The sequence below is a fragment of the Bacillus cereus group sp. BfR-BA-01349 genome (assembly GCF_022663795.1).
GTDB lineage: Bacteria > Bacillota > Bacilli > Bacillales > Bacillaceae_G > Bacillus_A > Bacillus_A cereus.
In genome coordinates this window covers 1-19698 of the sequence record NZ_JAKUGE010000047.1, presented here as the reverse complement: position 1 = coordinate 19698, position 19698 = coordinate 1, and the positions used below count along the sequence as shown (strand labels likewise).

Below are 19698 nucleotides of genomic sequence, written 5' to 3'. Positions count from 1 at the left end.
TGCTCTTTACCTCCCTAAAACAAATTGCATCCTTTCACATTATAAAAAGGTAATTTTTTGACAATTAAAAACTTAATTGTTATGATTATTATAATTGTTAACTTTATTAAATAAGGGTGGGATTCTATGATAAAAAAAGAAAACAGTGTATTTTATATCTCCTTCTTGCTAACAACATTATTCATTATATGGGGAATTACCCCAGCAAGTTGGATACAAGGCTACGATTTACAAAGTGTTACATCCTCTTTAAACTCATTTATCCTCAATAAATTTGGGTGGTTTTACTCTCTACTTATGACTACAATGATTATTTTGGCTGCTTATTTAGCATTTTCTAAGTACGGTTCTATTCGTCTTGGTAAAGATGGAGAAAAGCCAAAATATAATTATCCATCTTGGCTATCCATGTTGTTTGGAGCAGGAATGGGGATTGGACTCCTCTTTTATGGAATCGCTGAACCGATTTCACATTTTACAGATCCATTAACAGGAAAAGCGGGGACAGAGGAAAGTGCCAAACTCGCTATGCAATATTCATTTTTCCACTGGGGTCTCTTTCCATGGTCACTATACGCAATGGTTGCTTTAACAATTGCATATTTCACATTCCGCAAACAAAAAGGTAGCACTATCGGGGCTACAGTTACTCCATTATTTAATCGATCGAAAAATTCTCGTATCGGAAAAACAGTCGATATTTTAGCTGTTTTAGCCACAGTGTTTGGCATTGTACCATCTGTTGGGATTGGTGCTCAACAAATTGCTGGAGGATTAAGCTATTTATTCCCTTCTATTCATAACACTTTACTTACACAGCTCGTACTTATCGCCATCTTCGCCGTTTTATATTTAACGAGTGCACAAACTGGCTTAGATCGTGGGATTAAATATTTGAGTAACTTAAATTTCTCTCTTGCAGGTATTTTACTCGTCTCCTTTTTATTTTTAGGGCCAACCGTATTTATTATGAAATATTTCACATCTACACTCGGTTCTTATATTGGAGCTTTGCCTAGTATGGGATTAAATTTAGGAGCATTTAATGAAAAATCTTCTTCTTGGATTGAAAACTGGACTATTTTCTATTGGGGATGGTGGATTTCTTGGTCTCCATTCGTCGGTACATTCATCGCTCGTATTTCTAAAGGGCGCACAATAAAAGAATTTATTTTTGGAGTTGTATTAGTCCCGACTCTTATCTGTACATTTTGGTTTGCAGTATTTGGTGGTACCGCAATCCATATGGAAATGTTCCAATCGCTTGGAATAGCTGATGAAATTGCAAAAAATGGTACAGAGATTGGATTATTTGCTGTTATTTCACACCTACCATTCTCTACATTTTTAACGATTATCGGGTTAATTTTAGTAGCCACATTTTTCGTTACTTCTGCCGATTCAGCAACATTTGTTGTTTCAATGCAAACGAGTAACGGAAGTTTATCACCGAAAAATAGTTTAAAACTTATATGGGGATTAACAATCGCGATAATTGCCGCTATTTTATTACAAGCTGGAGGATTAAATGCGCTACAAATCGCAGCTATAATTGCTGCGCTACCATTTTCTATTGTAGTCGTTCTTATGGTTACTTCACTCTTTAAAGAGCTACGAAAAGAAGATGTTAATTTGCAAACGAAAGAAGTGCCGAAAAAAATAAAAAAGGTTATGTAACGATTGGCGCCTCAAATCACTTCTAAATCCGTAATAAAACCCATTCGTATGAAATATCATTTTCATATGAATGGGTTTTTCACTCTATTATATAGTGTTGTAAACATGCTTTTTCCTCAAAATCTACTTTCTTGCACAATTTCATCACACGAGCATTATTCGTATTCAAACATAGTACTATCTCTCTCATCCCTTGGAAGGAGAAAATATACTGAATTGCAACTTGTAATAACCGCTCTCCGACACCTTTTCCATTTATATCCTCCTTAAAAAAGACATTATCATAAGCCTATTTCAAAATGAAACTGCCATGATAATGTCTTCTCAAAAACTCATACAATTATTTTACAATATAATAAGATAACACGTTATTTACTTCTTAAATAATCTCTTTCTAAATACAAACATACTCAGTGCTGAAAGAACTAATGCTACGCCTGAAAGTAACTTTGATGTATTCGCTTGTCCCCCTGTTGCTCCTAATGATTTCTTACTTTCTTCCTGTTTATTAGCAACTGGTTTATTTTCTTTCACAACTTGATGATTCATGTTTTGTTCTTGGACTACTTCGGATGGATTTACTGCTTCTTTTGAACCTTCAATTTCTTTTCCTGTTTCTTTCCCCTCCGCTTTCGACTCTTCAACTCCTGTTGTTAGCTCGTCCACTTCTTCTTTTGGCTCTTCAACTTCTTTTGTTGGTTCTTTCACTTCTTCTTTTGTTTCTTCAACTTCTTTTGTTGGTTCTTTTACTTCTTCTTTCGATCCTTCAACTTCTTTTGTTGGTTCTTTCACTTCTTCTTTTGTTTCTTCAACTTCTTTTGTTGGTTCTTTCACTTCTTCTTTTTCCACTATATTCTGTATAACTGTTCCGTTAAACCTTATGCTAATTTCATCAGAATCTAAATCAAATTTATACACCTTTTCACCTGGGGTATTCCATTTTATTACTCCGTTATTAAACGTCCCTCCCTCACTTGTCAATTGAATATTTTCAATACTTTCTCCTTCTAAATCATATACAGGAACTTGAATTTCTTCGTTTATTTTTGCATCATTTAAAATGATATTTTGTCTTCCAACATCAATTGTAAACCACTGCCCTAATTGTATTAACGGCCTGACATCACGAATCTCATTCCCAGCTAGATTTAAGCTAAATAAGTTTAGCATGGAACCAATAACCGTTACATCTTTAATATGATTGTCCGCAAGATTTAACCACTGTAAATTTTCCAATGAAGATAGTGGTGTTATATCTTCAATTTGATTATGAGATACATTCACATTATTCAATTGTTTCAAGTTTGAGATGAACTCAATATTTTTCAGGCCTACTCCTTCTAAAGTGAGGTTTTCTAAGTTCGTCATGTACTCTAAACCTGTTATATTTTCTATCTCATTTCCTTTTTCTTTAGGTATCTCTAATTTTTTGATCTGTAATAAATCTTCTTTTGTAATAAGAGCGTTTAAATTCTCTCTACCTAAATTCTTTTTATTAATATGTTGTTGTAAAGTTTTATCGAGAATTACATTTTCCTTTTGTTCATTATCCTCTTTTATTGTTTCCTTGATTTTGTCTAATCTTTCAACAACATTTTGAATTACTGTTCCATTAAACTTAATACGGTTCTCTTCTGGCTTTATATCCAACGTAAATTCGTATGTTTTTTCACCAGTAGTCCCCCATTTAACAGAACCATTATTAACGATCCCATCTTCACTCTTCAATTGAATAGTATCAAGTGGCTCTCCTTGTAAATTATAGATAGGTATTTTAACTTCCTTATCCTTTTCTACATCATCTAAAAAAATTTTTTGTCTTTGAATATCGATATATATTCTTTTTCCTAGCTCTTGAACAGGTCTAACATCACGAATTTCATTTGAACCTAACTTTAAATCATATAAGTCTGTTAAGTGACTAAGTGGCGTTATATCTGAAATATAGTTTTCTTCTAAATTAAGTGATTGTACAGTAGATAATCTTGATAAAGGTTCGATGTTTTCTAATTCATTTTTAGCAAGATCTAACTCTACTAATTTTTTCATTGATGTAATATGTTCAATATTTGTAAGTCCATTGTTACTTAAAGATAAGTTTTTTACATTTTTCAATTGCTCAATTCCAGCAAGGTTATCATTACTAATTTGATTATTTGCCACAGTCAAAGTCCTTAAAGATTTCACTGTAAATAATGGTTTAATATCTTTTATATAATTACTATTTAAATCTAGCATTTTAATCTTCTTCATTTGGCTTAATGGGCTTAAATCTGAGATTTTATTGTTTCTCAAAGTTAAAAACTCAATATGCTCTAACTTAGCCAAAGGTCCAATATCTTCAAGTTCACCATAGGTTATACTTAATGATTTCAATTGTCTCAAGTCCGAGATAAATTTTATATTTTTTAACTTAACTTCTTCCAACGTTAAGTTTTCTAAGTTCGTCATATATTCTAGACCACTTACGTCTTTTATTCCTTTACTTTTAGCTTCAACGACTATTAAGGATTTAACTTTTAATAAATCTTCCTTAGTTATTGGGGTATCTAGATTTTCTCTATTTAAATTATATTTATTAATATGCCTTTGTAGTTGCTTATCTACTATTACATTTCCAATTTCATCTTGTTGATCCACTTTATCCTCTTTATTTTCCTTTTGTTTTTCTGGAACATTGTTCTCTAAATTCAATGTATTTACTTCAAACTGTACTTGATACTTATTGTCATAGGCCATCGTTGGAATATAAATATGCATTTGCATATTGTATCTTTTTCCTAATTCTCCAACTTCAAATTGAATAACCTTCGTCCCATTTTTCTTTTTGTCTTCTGATATGACCTTTACATCATGAAACACACCTGGAGTGTGAATATCCTCTGTCTTCAAGTATTGAAAGAAATCACTATCACTTAACGTTGCTGTTACAATTTTCTTTCCATTCTCAATTGTTAATTTCGGATCCTTTATATAAACAGCTGCCATAGACTCTTCATTTGTTTTATCTTTATACGCTTTAATAACAGCGTCATATGTACCATCTTCTAAACCTTGTCCCGTTTTATTCGCCTCAATTGCTACTGCCGCTAAAGCAGGTGTTGAATAAACAGCAAACGGAAGTGATAACGCCGCCGCTATAATCATTGCATTTATACGTTTTCTTTTATTTTGTTTCAATTTTACATCTCCTTCAAAATATATAATTCGAAATGTAATCATTTCTCGAATAAATGATAATGATTTTCATTATCATTGTCAACTAGAAAAATAAAAAGTTTACAAAAAAAGAACCTCTTTAAAAGAGGTTATGCCATTTTCTCACCTGATTCTTCTCTAAAAAAGCTTTTCATCGCATGAAATACGTCTGCTTTCTGCTTTAAAATATAGTATCTAAAGTTTTCATCTTTAATATTTTTATAGGCTGACATGAGTGTACTATGGCGGTTATACTGATTCACTTCCCCATACCCAAACATATTACACTTCTTCATTAGCTCTTCAACAAGTTTTACACATCTAGCATTATCTGATGTTAAATTATCACCATCTGAAAAATGGAATGGATAAATATTATAGCGGTCTGGTGAATATTTATTATCGATAAGTTCGAGTGCTTTTTTGTATACAGAAGAACAAATCGTTCCGCCACTTTCTCCTTTTGAGAAAAACTCTTCCTCTGGAACTACTTTTGCCTCCGTATGATGGGCAATAAATTCAATATCTACTGTTTCATACTTTGTGCGTAAAAATCTTGTCATCCAGAAAAAGAAGCTACGTGCCATATATTTCTCCCATATTCCCATCGATCCACTCGTATCCATCATCGCTAATACAACAGCTTTTGAATCTGGCTTTAATACTTCATTCCAAGTGCGGAACTTTAAGTCTTCTTGGTGAATTGGATGAAAAGATGCTTTACCACTCATTGCATTTCGTTTATATGCGGATATCATTGTTCGTTTCTTATCGATATTTCCCCATAATCCTGTTTTTCTAATGTCATTAAATTCAACATGTTCAATCCGGTTTTCATCCATTTCTTTTCTCTTTAAATTAGGCAGTTCTAACTCTCTGAAAAACGCTTGCTCTAATTCTAAAATAGAGACTTCAGCTTCATAGTAATCTTCCCCAGCTGCATCTCCTGCTCCTTGCCCTTTTCCTGGCCCTTTTTGTTTTTGACCACCTGATCCATCTCTCGCAACGACATCACCAACTTTGCTGTCACCGTTTCCTTGCCCAACATGTTTATTTTTATCATAATTGTATCTAATCTTATATTCATCTAGAGAACGAATTGGTATTTTTACAACATCCTTACCATTAGACATAACTATACTTTCTTCTGTTACAAGATCGGGTAAATTATTCTTAATTGCCTCTTGTACTTTTTCTTGATGGCGCTGTTGGTCGTCATATCCTTTGCGATGGAGGGACCAGTTTTCCTGTGAAATCGTATAATTTGGTTGATTTTCTTCGCCCATTCCTTTCCCTCCTTACTGTAATTGTCTTCCTGTATGAACAGCAATCTATAAATTTTGTTCTGTAATGTGCAAGCTAGAATGTTTGAAAGGTAACTGCCCACAGAAAATCATCCCATAAACATTTATAACGTTTTTCATACAATACCCCGAGCATCCTAAACAAAATTTTGCCACTCACATAATAGAAAGAAATATTCAGCCACTGATAAGAAAGAAACACAATGCATTGTTGCACATATTTTTACTTTGCAACATATTGTATTGTGTTGGCTTTTTTCGTATGAATGGTTGGTTACTCTATCATATGCATATTGTAAAAATAATTGACAATAAATTCATAAAATTGCATCTTAATTTATTACATTTGGACAAGGTATGACACTTTATACACATATGAACGGATAATAAAACGCTGTCCCGCAAAATACAAGAGACAGCGTTTTGTTATCAAACTATCTGTTTAACAAGCTACCTACATAGCGTAGTAATTCATTTGCTGAAGAAGAATTATAGCCATGCTCATCAATTAAACGCGCAACAACATCATTGATTTTCTTAAGCTGATTTTCGTCCGGCGTTTTCGTTGATGTTGTAATTTTCACTATATCTTTTAAATCAGCAAATAGTTTTTTCTGAATCGCTTCACGAAGACGTTCATGTGAATTATAATCAAAGCGTTTTCCTTTACGGGCATAAGCAGAAATGCGAATTAAAATCTCTTCACGGAACGCTTTCTTAGCATTTTCTGAAATTCCAATTTGCTCTTCAATTGAGCGCATTAATTTTTCATCTGGACTCATTTCTTCTCCTGTTAACGGATCACGTAATTTCGATTTATTGCAGTACGCCTCGACGTTATCTAAGTAATTATCCATAAGCGTCTTAGCTGATTCTTCATATGAATAAACAAACGCTTTTTGTACTTCTTTCTTCGCGATTTCATCGTATTCTTTTCTCGCTAATGAGATGAAATTCATGTAACGTTCACGGTCTTCATTACTAATGGATGGATGCTGATCTAGCCCATCTTTTAAAGATCTAAGTACATCTAACGCGTTAATAGATGGTACCTCTTTTCGAATGATTGTAGACGAAATTCGGTTAATGACATAACGAGGATCAATACCCTTCATACCTTCATCTTGATATTCGCGTTGTAATTCTTCTACATCAATCGCATTATAACCTTCTACCGTTTCTCCATCATACAAACGCATCTTTTTAATTAAATCAATATCCGGACGCTTCGGATCTTTTAAACGAGTTAAAATAGTGAACATTGCTGCAACGCGAAGTGTGTGTGGTGCAATGTGAACATTCGATACATCACTTTCACGAATCATTTTTTCATAAATATGTTCTTCTTCACTTACTCGTAAATTATAAGGAACTGGCATTACAATAATTCTTGAGTGCAATGCTTCATTTTTCTTATTTGCTATAAATGAGCGATACTCTGTTTCATTCGTATGCGCTACAATTAATTCATCTGCTGAAATAAGCGCAAATCTTCCCGCTTTGAAATTCCCTTCTTGCGTAAGTGATAATAAGTGCCATAAAAACTTCTCATCGCATTTTAACATCTCTTGGAACTCCATCATTCCTCGGTTTGCCTTATTTAATTCTCCATCAAATCGATACGCACGCGGATCTGATTCTGAACCATATTCTGCAATCGTAGAAAAGTCCAGACTACCTGTTAAATCTGCAATATCTTGTGATTTTGGATCAGACGGGCTAAATGTACCAATCCCTGTACGGCGATCTTCAGAGAAGAAAATACGCTCTACAACTACATCCTCAATTCTTGATCCGTATTCTTGCTCTAAACGCATGACATTTAGTGGTGATAAATTCCCTTCAATTCTAACCCCATACTCATCAAAGAAATCATCTCGTAAATGATGTGGAATTAAATGCAGTGGATCCTCGTGCATTGGGCATCCTTTAATTGCAAAAATTGCTCCGCGATCTGTTCTTGAATATGTTTCTAATCCTCGTTTCAACATTGTAACTAACGTTGATTTCCCTCCACTAACAGGACCCATTAATAATAAAATTCTTTTTCTAACATCTAATCGTTTTGCAGATGGATGAAAATATTCCTCTACAAGACGTTCTAGAGCATCCTCTAATCCAAAGAGCTGATTACTAAAGAAGTTATACTTTCTTCTACCATCAACTTCTTCAATTCCAGCATCTTTTATCATATTGTAAATGCGAGAGTGTGCTGTTTGAGCCACCCATGGTCTTTCTTTCACAAGCTCCAAATACTCCGCAAACGTACCTTCCCATTGTAAACGCTCTTCTGCTGCTCGATGCTGTTCAATCTTTTTTAGAATATCCATTATAGCTCCTCCCCCATCTCCTTGTTCAATCGGATTATTATAAAAGGTATGCTAGGATGTCCTTAAACATTCTTTAAATCAAAACGAAATATATAATAGCACACTAAAATTCTCTCCAAAATTCAAAGAAAATTCTGTATAATATAGGTATTAACGTTTTTACACTGCTATTCATTATAAATAAATTCTTTTCTTCTAAGAACCTTACATACATTTTGGGTAATAAATAAAACTCATGAACCGAAAAAAGTAAGGAGGATATTAGTATGAAATTATTATTAATTTTAGGTGTATCACTCACATTTCTTACAGCTATTTTTACATCCGGTTACAATGACAAACCAGGTACACATAAAAAATGATGTGCTTTTAGCACATCATTTTTTTATTTATAATACATATTTTCCATATCATATTTGGATAGTGGTCGGCTATAATAATAACCTTGTACAAGCTTCACATTCTTTTCTTTCAAAAACTGTATTTACTCCTTTTTTTCTACTCCTTCTGCAATTACATTTAATTCTAAAGTATGAGCTAAATGAATAATTGCAGCTGTAATATTCGTATCACGTTCATCTATATGTATACCTTCCATAAAAGAACGATCAATTTTTAAAGTATCAATTGGATATGTTTTTAAATAACTTAAAGATGAATAGCCTGTTCCAAAATCATCTAAATGAATCTTTAAATTTTTCTCTTTTAATTGTAGTAATACTCTCTTCGATATATCTTTATGTATAAGAGCTCCTTCTGTAACCTCTATCGCTAATAAATGAGTTGGTACATTGTACTTATTTAAAGCCCGTGTAATCATCTCTATTAATGTAATAGAACGAAAGTGTCTAGCTGAAATATTAACTGCAATTGGGACCACATCATACCCTTTATTTAACCATTCGCGCAATTGCTGACACACTTGATTTACTACCCATTCATCCAGCTTAATAATAAATCCTGTTCTTTCTGCCAACGGAATAAATTGGTTTGGAGAAACAAATCCTAATTCCTTATTCTCCCACCTTATTAAAGCTTCCATACTAGCTATTTTTTTCGTTTCAATATTAATTTGTGGCTGATAATATAAGAAAAATTCACTTTTTTCTATAGCACGATGTAACTGGTTTTCTATTATAAACCTTTGTTCACGCTCACAGTCTAATCCACTACAATAAAAATGATAATGTCCTTTTCCTTTTTCTTTTGCTTTTTCTAAAGCAGCATCGACTCTCTGAAATAGTATTTTTTCATCTTCTCCATCTGCTGGAGCCATTACAATTCCAATTGACGCACTTAAATATACATCTTCTTCTTCGATTACAAAATATTCACTAATATTTTTCAGTATGCTTTTTGCAACTTCCTCTACATATTCTTTCGTTATATTTTCTATCAACATAACAAATTGATCATCGTGTTCTCTAAATAAGTGCATATCTTCTATTTTTAGATTGCTTAAACATTCTGTAACTTTTTGTAATACTTTATCTCCCTCTTTATGACCAAATGTATCATTAATACGATGAAACTCATCTAAATCTATAAATACAAGTGCAAAATTTACACTCTCATTTAAAAAAGTATTTAACTTATTTGTACATGAAATTCTATTCATTAATCCCGTTAACTGGTCATAGTAAGCTAAATATTCTGTTCGCATTTCGTTTAATACTTGCCTTGTAACATCTCTTGTAACAATATAAATCCCAACAATTTCACCGTTCACAATAATCGGGATAGTTCTCAAAGAAATATATAGCTCGTACCCTTCTTTATGAACATATTTCTTTGAAACAATTTGTTTTGCTTTTCCTTGCATCGATCCCTTAAATATAATTTGAAAATCTTTTTCATATTCTTTATTAATGAATTCAAAAATAAATTTATTATTTAATTCCTCATACCGGTATCCAAATATTTCATACGTTGCCGGATTTGCATATGTAACTCTCCCTATAGAATCTATAGATATAATTGAGTCATTATTATATTCCAGTAACGACTTAAATAACATTTGTTTTTCCTCTATCTCTGTCTTCTCCTCAATTTGAGCTGTAATATCTCTTGTAATACAAATAACAAATTGACATATTCCTTCTTCGTCGCAGACAGGATTAAGTGAAGATTCATAATGTATCTCATCTTTTGGTAATACTTCTGCAAAAGTTTTTCCATAGCACTCTTCGCTTAACCTAGCATAATCCATTCCTATTTTATTCACATACATATATTGAAACGTTTCATTATCAATAACTTTCAATATGAATACTAAATCTTGAATAGCATGTAATAATCCTTGTCTAATTAAATCCATATCTATCATACTTAAAAAGGTATTTTGATTACTATATTCTTCCTTCATATTTATCTCAACCCGTCTTATCTATTTTTAATCATATATCCCATTCTATATGATTATGTCCTCTCTTTTAAATGTATGATTATATATTATTTTTATTTTATAAAAAAAGTCGCCATATGGCGACTTTTAATAAACGATTTCTAAATCTAATCCAGGGTAATTTTGTTGACGGAACGCTTCATAAATTAAAATTGCTGCTGTATTAGATAAATTTAATGAACGTACTTTATCTGTCATTGGAATACGTAAACAATGATCAAAGTTTTCTTCGATTACATTAGCTGGTAAGCCGTTTGTTTCTCTTCCAAATACAAAATAGTAATCCTTCTCGCGCTTGCTATAGTCAAACGCTGTATGAGCTTTCTCGCCATACTTTGTTAAATAGAAGAATTCACCGTCTTTATTTTTTTCATAAAATTCTTCAATTGAATCATAATACGTAATTTTTACGTGCTGCCAATAATCTAATCCTGCACGCTTTAACATTTTATCATCCGTTGAAAATCCAAGCGGTCTAATCAAATGTAATTCTGTTCCAGTTGCTGCACAAGTACGAGCAATATTCCCTGTATTTGCTGGAATTTCTGGCTGATATAAAACAACATGTACTCCCACGCGATATTCACCTCTGTTTTTTGTCTACTACGTATTATACCACTTGAGCGAAAAATCTCTACCCATTAATAATATGAAAGAATTTATATTTCATTTGTGGTGTATATTTACTAGAGTCTTCATAGTTCCAATAACGTCGACGGCTATTCGCTGAATGTGCATTTACAAGCGGCATACCATCTGCATCTTTTGCTACTACAATCGTCGTATGATTCCATCTTCCGTCATCCTCGAAATCATAAGCAATGACATCTCCAAGAATAAGTTCTTCTGGCCTTTCTACCGCCTCTGCTCGAAGTCCTGTTGTAGCACCTGACAAATACCAATAAAAAGAATGTGCAACAGCCCAGCTCCAGCTCCACTGATTCTCCCTTTGCCACCATCCTTTACGAATATTAGGATACCCGCTCATAGGTACTTCTCCAGTATGAAGACATTGAGAAATGAAATTCGTACAATTATCAGGGAAATTACGATACATAGGATTTCGGTCATCCCACCAACGCTCTGCATATTTCACTGCCTCTAAACGATTATACTGATAAGAACCGTACTTCTCTTTAGTAATTTCCCTTTCTAATGTCTCACCCATTCTAATTTCTTCTGACACTTCAATAGCATAATCGCCTATAATCCGACTATTATTTAAACAAACTCTTCGTTTTAATTGTTCCTCTTCAATATAAAATAATTCTTTATGCTTAATTAAATATTTAAAATGTATTTGATAATCAATTTCTTGATGGTCATTACTATTTAATTGTCTAATGAAAGAAACATCCGCAGTTGCTTTCACTATATGTGCACTACGTCTTTGAAACAATTGTTTCTTTCTCAGTGCCATTTGTAGTAAATCCTCAGCAATACCATCCACATTCGTTCTTTTCTCCGTTATATATGCTAAAAATTGTTGTACTTGGTTTTCAATCTTCGTTTTTACAACCATTCTGTCTCCCTCCCATATTACAATATGAAAAAGGGAAATATTATCTACTCTTTTTTCTGTGCTAACAATTCAAGCCCGCGATTCATTTCATGAAGCACTTCTTCATCTTTCTCACGTTCCATCGCTTTCTCAATCGCTTCGCCTACTCCATCTCCGCCAATTTTCCCAAGTGCCCATGCTGCCGTTCCGCGTAGTACTGGTCTTGGGTCATCTTTCATAACACCAATTAAATCAGGAATTGCCGATGCTTCTTTAAAATGTGCTAATGCTAAAATCGCATTTCTTTGCAGTGGCTTTTTCCCTCTCCATGACCCTGACATAATCCCATATTTCTCTTTAAAATCACGATTACTAATTGTTAAAAGTGGCGTTAATAATGGTTTAACTAGCTCAGGATCCGGCTCCATCTCAGGATGATTATGAAAATCCATTCCTTTGTTTTTCGGGCAAACAGTCTGACACGTATCACATCCATATATACGATTTCCTATTTTATCGCGATATTCTTCAGGTAGGAATCCTTTCGTCTGTGTTAAAAACGCAATGCACTTCTTCGAATCTAACTGTCCCCCCTGTATTAAAGCACCGGTAGGACAAATATCGATACATTTCGTACAGCCCCCGCATTGATCTTCTATCGGCTTATCTGGCGGGAATGGAACATTTGTAATCATTTCCCCTAAGTATACGTACGAACCAAATTCAGGTGTAATAATAGAGCAGTTTTTACCGCTCCATCCAATGCCTGCACGCTCTGATACAGCTCGATCACTTAATTCACCTGTATCAACCATGGACTTCACTTCTATATCCGGAAGTTTTTCAATTAAATATGCTTCTAATTTTTGCAAACGATCTCGTAAAACAAGATGATAATCTTGTCCCCAAGAAGCACGACAAAAAATCCCACGGCGTTCTCCACGCTTACTTAATGGTGCATTTTTTAATTTTGAAGGATATGCTAAAGCAATCGCAATAATTGATTTAGCACCCGGTAATAACAGTTGCGGATTCGTTCTCTTCTCTATATCAGGCTCTTCAAATCCAGATTGATAATTTAATTGTTGTTGCTGGATTAAGCGCTGCTTTAATTCCTCAAAAGGAGAAGCACTCGCAAAGCCTATTTTATCTATGCCAATTGTTTTACTATACGCAATTACATCTTGCTTTAATTGTTCAAAATCCACTCTTAATCGCCTCCTCAGATGAATCCATCCCTTATGTAACGACTCTATTGGTTAGTAATTCACTTTTGGAATACTATTATTTACTTCTATTTTCGCATGTAATTAGGTTTTTCAAACATTAAAAAACGCAATGCCTCGTTTATCTCGGAAACGAAACACTGCGTTGATCACAATTTATAGAAAAACATTTAATAAAATTTGGAGCGGGTGAAGAGAATCGAACTCTCGACCAGAGCTTGGAAGGCTCTTGTTTTACCACTAAACTACACCCGCAAATATGAATTACATATAAGATATTAGAATAACTTATGTAAAGTAGTATAGCATGTAAAAAAAGTAGAGGCAAGAATTTTATCGAAAAAAGTCGAAAAAGTGATGAGAAACCTCATCACTTTTTCAATTCTTTATCAATTGCCTTCTTCATACTATCAAAATCAGGATTTGCAAGATTTCCGTTTACATATACTGAAGGAGCACCTTGAACTTTTAATTTTTGAGCACGATCTGAGTCTTTACGTACTTTTTCTTTAATGTCTTTACTGTGTAAATCTTTCTTAAATTGCTCTACATCAACTTTCGGCAGTTTCTCTTTCACAATGCTAAGAAGCAAATCTTCTGTAATCCATTCTTCCGTATCTTTCTTTTGATTTTGATAAATCTCATCATAGAAAATCCAGAATGAATCTTTATCTTGTTTATAAATTGCTTCACCAGCTGCTGCACCTAAATCCGAGTCTTTTCCGATAAATGGGAAGTTAATAAAATATAACTGCACTTTGCCTTTATCAATATACTCTTCTTTTAATCGAGGTAATACTGTTACATCCCAAGTACGACAAGCAGGACATTTAAAGTCTCCAAATTCAACTACCTTAACTGGAGCATCATCTTTCCCTAAAGATTGTTGCGTAGAATAAGCAAACATCTCATTCCCTTTATCTTTTTTGTCATTTATGATGCTATACGCAATTGTTCCAATTACAATCAATACTGCGATAGAAAAAACTATACCAAGAGCCATGAGTTTATTTGATTTCATATACATTCCTCTTTAAATTCATATTCTGTATACAGCATTGTACACAATACACATAATATCAACACTTATATACGTCCCGCAATGAACACGCTCACATAAATTACAAAAACACAATAATTGTGACGATATTGTGTCACAATTTGTCACAATTTATTCAAAAAAGAAGCTCCTCTGTAGGAACTTCTCTTAACTTACTGCTTTTTTACGCGCGCTATTTAACATCGACTGCTCTATCTTTATATCATGACGAATTACCAATTTCTCACTAACTGCTTGAACATACTCATCATGGCTTATATAGCCTTCTTTCTCCATTAGTCTCAAAACGACATTTCGTCTCTCTACTGCTTTATCATAATTTTGTGCAGGTGAGTAATAAGCAGGTGCTTTTACTACAGCAGCCATCATTGCACTTTCAGCCAACGTTAATTGGTTCACCTTTTTACCGAAGTAAAGGTTTGCTGCTTTTTCAATTCCCCACGCTCCTTCTCCATAATAAATATTACTTACATATAATTTTAAAATTTCATCCTTCGTAAATGTGCGTTCAATTTTTTTCGTATAAAAAATCTCTTTCCACTTACGAGAAAATGTACGTTCATTTGTTAAAAAGGCATTTTTAGATAGCTGTTGTGTAATCGTGCTTCCTCCTTGCACGACACCACCAGCCTTTATATTCTCAACTGAGGCCCTAATAATTGCTATATAATCTAAACCGTTATGATGATAAAATCTTTTATCTTCTGTCGCAATAAATGCATGTGTTAATGATTCTGGCACCTCTAACTTAGTCGGTACATGTAATTTACTAATATCACTTTTCTCAATCATTACATTTCCAATGAATAATAACGTACAACTTAACAATAATAATAATATAATGGCTTTATAAAAAAGTTTAGTCATTGGATTTAATGCAACTTTTTGATGATAGTTCACCCTAGATAATACCCGTTCTTTCATCTTGAACACCTCTTTTCCACACAGCATATAACTCTTACTTTAAGAATACATTGTTGTAAAAAAATATCCCATCGATTTCTCTTACACGTACCTTACATCATTGTAAGGTATAAAGTGAAACTTTAATGAGCCCTCATCAATCAGGCTTACTGCCCAGCAAATAGTGGGATAAAAAAGTATTGTATCACAGTATTTTTTTATCTACTATTCATCTGAAATATTGAATATAGGTTATGTTAAAGCACGAATAACCAATAAAAGAGAAACCCTTAAGACTATTATATTTTCACTTTACACTTTAATTATATCATCTACAAATATATATACTTTTGACTATCTAGTAATCTAAATGTATATAACATATAGATTTATTATGCAGAACAAACGTTCTACAAATCAATACTAGTGCTATTATTATTTTGACCTTTTTCTTAAACAGTATACAAAAAAGAGTAGTGATTCGAATGTATCTCAAATCGGCTACTCTTTTCTTTACAATCTTCCTATTAAATTATATGGCTGTACTTCCCACGTTTCATACGGAATAAAATGTGTTGCACTCATTGCATCAAGCGTTCTGGATTTCATATGAGGACGCGTTATATACTCATCTATGTTCTCTTCATTTAAATCAACAAATTTAGCCTCTTGTATCTCTTCAGGTTGAGTTTTTATTTCACCACTTATATATGCTACTTTAAAAACAACAGCTAGAATATGCATAGAGGTATTATAATAAACCCCTGTAATTCCGATAGGCTTCACCGTTAACCCTGTTTCCTCTTTTATTTCCCTACAGACAGCTTGATCGAGCGCTTCGCCTTCTTCTACCTGTCCTCCTGGCAACTCCCACGTATCAGCTCGCCAGTGCACTTTTGTTAATAACACTTCATTTTTTTCATTTGTTAAATAACCTGCTACAGCAACTATATGCTTTGGTGTCTTATGTTCCATATTAAGCCTCCTAGAAATAATGAATATTTTATATATCCCTATAATCATATTCACTACCTACAACAAAATACCTTTAATACTTCATCACCTTAATTAACTTCATAAAAAAAGACCCTATCCGCTAAGCGAAAAGGGTCTTCTATCGTATTACTCTCCTAAGTCTACGTTGTGATAAACTTGTTGAACATCTTCTAAATCTTCTAATGCATCAACCATTTTCTCAAATTGTGCTTGAGCATCTTCAGGAAGTGTTACATCACTTTGTGCAAGCATTGTTAATTCTGCAACTGTAAACTCCTCAACGCCAGCACCTTTAAGTGCAGATTGTACTGCATGGAATTGATCTGGTTCAGCATACACGATAACAGAATCTTCTTCTTCTAGAATGTCACGTGCATCTACATCTGCTTCCATTAAAATTTCAAGAACTTCATCTGATGTTTTACCTTCAAGGCCGATAACAGCTGTCGCATCAAACATGTAAGCTACAGAACCGTTCACACCCATATTACCACTATTTTTGCTAAATGCAGCTCGTACATCTGCTGCAGTACGGTTTACGTTATTTGTAAGTGTATCTACAATAACCATAGCTCCATTTGGTCCGAATCCTTCATAACGAAGCTCGTCATAATTTTCTTCTGAACCGCCTTTTGCTTTTTCAACTGCACGATCAATAATTGTTCTTGGAACATTGTATGTTTTCGCACGCTCTAATACAACTCTTAGCGCTTGGTTTGATTCTGGATCTGGCTCGCCTTGTTTTGCTGCCACATAAATTTCACGCCCAAATTTCGCGTATATACGGCTTGTATTTGCATCTTTTGATGCTTTTTTGTCTTTAATATTGTTCCATTTACGGCCCATACTTTCCACTCTCTTTCCCGTTTTAAATCTACATAAAAATATTAATATGAAATATAATGTGTGTTCAACACATTTTTAAAAGAAATATAAAAAGTTCATTTTTGATTCATATTACAGACATAATATAAATCACTATCATTTTGTTCTTTCGACAAGTTATATTATACATGAATTCCTACGTTTATTACGAATTTTAGAAGCACATAGTATAATTTAACAAAAAGACTCTAACATTTCTGTTAGAGTCTTTTTATATTGCTGACACCTATTTCCATAATATTCCCATAATTACTTTCTATTGCTGTATAATAAAAATAGGGAAAAATTTGAAGAAAAGAGAGAGGGAGAATTATGACACATTCAAATGAGAAAAAAGCACATAGTCTTAAAGGGATAGAAGAAAAGTTAAACCCAACTATCTATCAAGTGAGATTCATGAAATTAGATGAACCAATTCAATTTGAGTCGTTCCCTGAATTAAAAGATTTAGGGGACTGGTTAAGTACTTCAACGCATATGTGGGCGTGCCACTCAACTATGTATAAGTACAACAGAGAAGGGTTTGAAAAGAAGTTTTTAGAGGTTACAAACTTAACCGTTGATAGTGTACTAATATCTACTGGTGGTATCGGATTTAACTTCATGTCACCGGGGTGGAGAAATTCTCTCTAGAGTACTCGAAAGAAATATTGTATATACAATATTTTTCTGCTTATTTTGTCATGTCATGAAAAGAAAATAAAAAAGCTCTATACTAATTGTATAGAGCTTTTTTACGCCGTTCATGATACCGATGGTCGGGGTCGAACCGACACTCCCGAAGGAACACGATTTTGAGTCGTGCGCGTCTGCCAATTCCGCCACATCGGCACAAAAGAAAAGGCGGCAACCGGATTTGAACCGGTGATAAAGGTTTTGCAGACCTCTGCCTTACCACTTGGCTATGCCGCCATATAAAATTTTATTGGAGCGGAAGACGGGATTCGAACCCGCGACCCCAACCTTGGCAAGGTTGTATTCTACCACTGAACTACTTCCGCAAAAATGGCTGGGCTAGCTGGATTCGAACCAGCGCATGACGGAGTCAAAGTCCGTTGCCTTACCGCTTGGCTATAGCCCATCGAATTCTTACTTAATTATATGTAAGTATCCATTAGATTATTTGTAATTTTTAAAATAAAAATGGGGCGACTGATGGGAATCGAACCCACGAATGCCGGAGCCACAATCCGGTGCGTTAACCACTTCGCCACAACCGCCATGTTGTGTAAATATATTTTGGCAGGGGCAGTAGGAATCGAACCCACACTGGAGGTTTTGGAGACCTCAGTTCTACCTTTAAACTATGCCCCTATGTAAATGGTGGAGGGGGGCAGATTCGAACTGCCGAACCCGAAGGAGCGGATTTACAGTCCGCCGCGTTTAGCCACTTCGCTACCCCTCCGAAACTTACATGGTGCCGGCTAGAGGACTTGAACCCCCAACCTACTGATTACAAGTCAGTTGCTCTACCAATTGAGCTAAGCCGGCGCATTTTATTAAAATAAATGGTGGCTCGGGACGGAATCGAACCGCCGACACGAGGATTTTCAGTCCTCTGCTCTACCGACTGAGCTACCGAGCCTTATTAAAATGGCGGTCCCGACCGGGGTCGAACCGGCGATCTCCTGCGCGACAGGCAGGCATGTTAACCACTACACCACGGGACCATTTGGTTGCGGGGACAGGATTTGAACCTGCGACCTTCGGGTTATGAGCCCGACGAGCTACCGTGCTGCTCCACCCCGCGATAATACTATTCATATAAAATTTATATGGTGGAGGATGACGGGATCGAACCGCCGACCCCCTGCTTGTAAGGCAGGTGCTCTCCCAGCTGAGCTAATCCTCCAAAGTGGTGACCCGTACGGGATTCGAACCCGTGTTACCGCCGTGAAAGGGCGGTGTCTTAACCACTTGACCAACGGGCCAAATATTATAAATCCTATGGCGGAGAGCAAGGGATTCGAACCCTTGATACGCTTGTGACGTATACACGATTTCCAATCGTGCTCCTTCGGCCAACTCGGACAGCTCTCCAATGGCTCCGCAGGTAGGAATCGAACCTACGACCGATCGGTTAACAGCCGATAGCTCTACCGCTGAGCTACTGCGGAATAATATTGCCTGGCAACGTCCTACTCTCACAGGGACAAGGTCCCAACTACCATCGGCGCTAGAGAGCTTAACTTCCGTGTTCGGTATGGGAACGGG

The 19698-nt window shown here is 34.7% G+C and carries 12 protein-coding genes, 16 tRNA genes, 1 rRNA gene and 2 pseudogenes; 2 read left to right on the top strand and 29 right to left on the bottom strand.

Going from position 1 to position 19698, the window contains the following annotated elements; all coding sequences use genetic code 11:
- Window positions 1-126 precede the first annotated feature (126 nt).
- Window positions 127-1677: a glycine betaine transporter OpuD gene (gene opuD, locus MR169_RS21770; RefSeq protein WP_000591575.1), complete on the top strand. Its 1551-nt coding sequence runs from the start codon at window positions 127-129 to the stop codon at window positions 1675-1677.
- Between the two features lie 79 nt (window positions 1678-1756).
- On the opposite strand, the pseudogene MR169_RS21765 reads toward opuD, so the two are convergent.
- The 13 genes and pseudogenes from MR169_RS21765 to MR169_RS21705 all read right to left on the bottom strand — a co-directional run.
- A pseudogene (locus tag MR169_RS21765) lies at window positions 1757-1942 on the bottom strand (GNAT family N-acetyltransferase); the annotation flags it as partial.
- Window positions 1943-2049: 107 nt separating this feature from the next.
- Window positions 2050-4857, bottom strand: a complete 2808-nt coding sequence (locus MR169_RS21760) for an NEAT domain-containing protein (protein WP_242320012.1) — start codon at window positions 4855-4857, stop codon at window positions 2050-2052.
- Between the two features lie 128 nt (window positions 4858-4985).
- Window positions 4986-6161 carry a sporulation protein YhbH gene (gene yhbH / locus MR169_RS21755; protein ID WP_000503518.1) on the bottom strand — a complete coding sequence of 392 codons (1176 nt, stop codon included), beginning with the start codon at window positions 6159-6161 and terminating at the stop codon, window positions 4986-4988.
- Between the two features lie 452 nt (window positions 6162-6613).
- Window positions 6614-8509, bottom strand: coding sequence for a PrkA family serine protein kinase (locus tag MR169_RS21750; protein WP_000353273.1), 1896 nt, complete (start codon window positions 8507-8509; stop codon window positions 6614-6616).
- A gap of 385 nt (window positions 8510-8894) precedes the next feature.
- Window positions 8895-10874 (bottom strand): annotated as a pseudogene (locus MR169_RS21745) (EAL domain-containing protein).
- A 126-nt stretch (window positions 10875-11000) separates the two neighbouring features.
- Window positions 11001-11489 carry a tRNA (uridine(34)/cytosine(34)/5-carboxymethylaminomethyluridine(34)-2'-O)-methyltransferase TrmL gene (gene trmL / locus MR169_RS21740; RefSeq protein ID WP_000538147.1) on the bottom strand — a complete coding sequence of 163 codons (489 nt, stop codon included), beginning with the start codon at window positions 11487-11489 and terminating at the stop codon, window positions 11001-11003.
- Between the two features lie 58 nt (window positions 11490-11547).
- A complete protein-coding gene (locus MR169_RS21735; protein WP_000260592.1) occupies window positions 11548-12435 on the bottom strand; it encodes an amidase domain-containing protein in 888 nt (295 codons plus the stop codon).
- A 44-nt stretch (window positions 12436-12479) separates the two neighbouring features.
- On the bottom strand, window positions 12480-13622 hold the full coding sequence (gene queG / locus MR169_RS21730) for a tRNA epoxyqueuosine(34) reductase QueG (RefSeq protein ID WP_000345215.1): 1143 nt from the start codon (window positions 13620-13622) through the stop codon (window positions 12480-12482).
- A gap of 199 nt (window positions 13623-13821) precedes the next feature.
- Window positions 13822-13895 (bottom strand) — tRNA-Gly (locus tag MR169_RS21725).
- Between the two features lie 115 nt (window positions 13896-14010).
- Window positions 14011-14661, bottom strand: a complete 651-nt coding sequence (locus MR169_RS21720; RefSeq protein WP_000841306.1) for a DsbA family protein — start codon at window positions 14659-14661, stop codon at window positions 14011-14013.
- A gap of 186 nt (window positions 14662-14847) precedes the next feature.
- Entirely contained in the window at window positions 14848-15624 is a 777-nt protein-coding gene (locus tag MR169_RS21715; RefSeq protein ID WP_242320011.1) for a transglycosylase domain-containing protein, read from the bottom strand.
- Between the two features lie 492 nt (window positions 15625-16116).
- Window positions 16117-16578 (bottom strand): NUDIX hydrolase, encoded by a 462-nt coding sequence (locus MR169_RS21710; protein ID WP_000400457.1) that lies wholly within the window; start codon window positions 16576-16578, stop codon window positions 16117-16119.
- Window positions 16579-16725: 147 nt separating this feature from the next.
- On the bottom strand, window positions 16726-17445 hold the full coding sequence (locus MR169_RS21705; protein ID WP_000532952.1) for a YebC/PmpR family DNA-binding transcriptional regulator: 720 nt from the start codon (window positions 17443-17445) through the stop codon (window positions 16726-16728).
- A 351-nt stretch (window positions 17446-17796) separates the two neighbouring features.
- Between MR169_RS21705 and MR169_RS21700 the strand changes: the two genes are divergently transcribed.
- Window positions 17797-18117 carry a DUF3884 family protein gene (locus MR169_RS21700; protein ID WP_000149817.1) on the top strand — a complete coding sequence of 107 codons (321 nt, stop codon included), beginning with the start codon at window positions 17797-17799 and terminating at the stop codon, window positions 18115-18117.
- A gap of 116 nt (window positions 18118-18233) precedes the next feature.
- Here the strand turns inward: MR169_RS21700 and MR169_RS21695 are convergent.
- The 16 genes from MR169_RS21695 to rrf all read right to left on the bottom strand — a co-directional run.
- Window positions 18234-18315: transfer RNA gene (locus MR169_RS21695), tRNA-Leu, on the bottom strand.
- 10 nt (window positions 18316-18325) lie between these two features.
- A tRNA-Cys gene (locus MR169_RS21690) sits at window positions 18326-18396 on the bottom strand.
- Window positions 18397-18410: 14 nt separating this feature from the next.
- Window positions 18411-18485 (bottom strand) — tRNA-Gly (locus tag MR169_RS21685).
- A 5-nt stretch (window positions 18486-18490) separates the two neighbouring features.
- Window positions 18491-18565: transfer RNA gene (locus MR169_RS21680), tRNA-Gln, on the bottom strand.
- 63 nt (window positions 18566-18628) lie between these two features.
- Window positions 18629-18704, bottom strand: a tRNA-His gene (locus MR169_RS21675).
- Window positions 18705-18724: 20 nt separating this feature from the next.
- Window positions 18725-18798: transfer RNA gene (locus MR169_RS21670), tRNA-Trp, on the bottom strand.
- 7 nt (window positions 18799-18805) lie between these two features.
- Window positions 18806-18889, bottom strand: a tRNA-Tyr gene (locus tag MR169_RS21665).
- A 10-nt stretch (window positions 18890-18899) separates the two neighbouring features.
- Window positions 18900-18975 (bottom strand) — tRNA-Thr (locus MR169_RS21660).
- Window positions 18976-18993: 18 nt separating this feature from the next.
- A tRNA-Phe gene (locus tag MR169_RS21655) sits at window positions 18994-19069 on the bottom strand.
- A 9-nt stretch (window positions 19070-19078) separates the two neighbouring features.
- Window positions 19079-19154: transfer RNA gene (locus MR169_RS21650), tRNA-Asp, on the bottom strand.
- A gap of 3 nt (window positions 19155-19157) precedes the next feature.
- A tRNA-Met gene (locus MR169_RS21645) sits at window positions 19158-19234 on the bottom strand.
- 26 nt (window positions 19235-19260) lie between these two features.
- Window positions 19261-19336, bottom strand: a tRNA-Val gene (locus MR169_RS21640).
- Between the two features lie 4 nt (window positions 19337-19340).
- Window positions 19341-19415, bottom strand: a tRNA-Glu gene (locus MR169_RS21635).
- 17 nt (window positions 19416-19432) lie between these two features.
- Window positions 19433-19524: transfer RNA gene (locus tag MR169_RS21630), tRNA-Ser, on the bottom strand.
- Window positions 19525-19526: 2 nt separating this feature from the next.
- Window positions 19527-19601: transfer RNA gene (locus tag MR169_RS21625), tRNA-Asn, on the bottom strand.
- Between the two features lie 8 nt (window positions 19602-19609).
- A 5S ribosomal RNA gene (rrf, locus tag MR169_RS21620) occupies window positions 19610-19698 on the bottom strand; the annotation flags it as partial.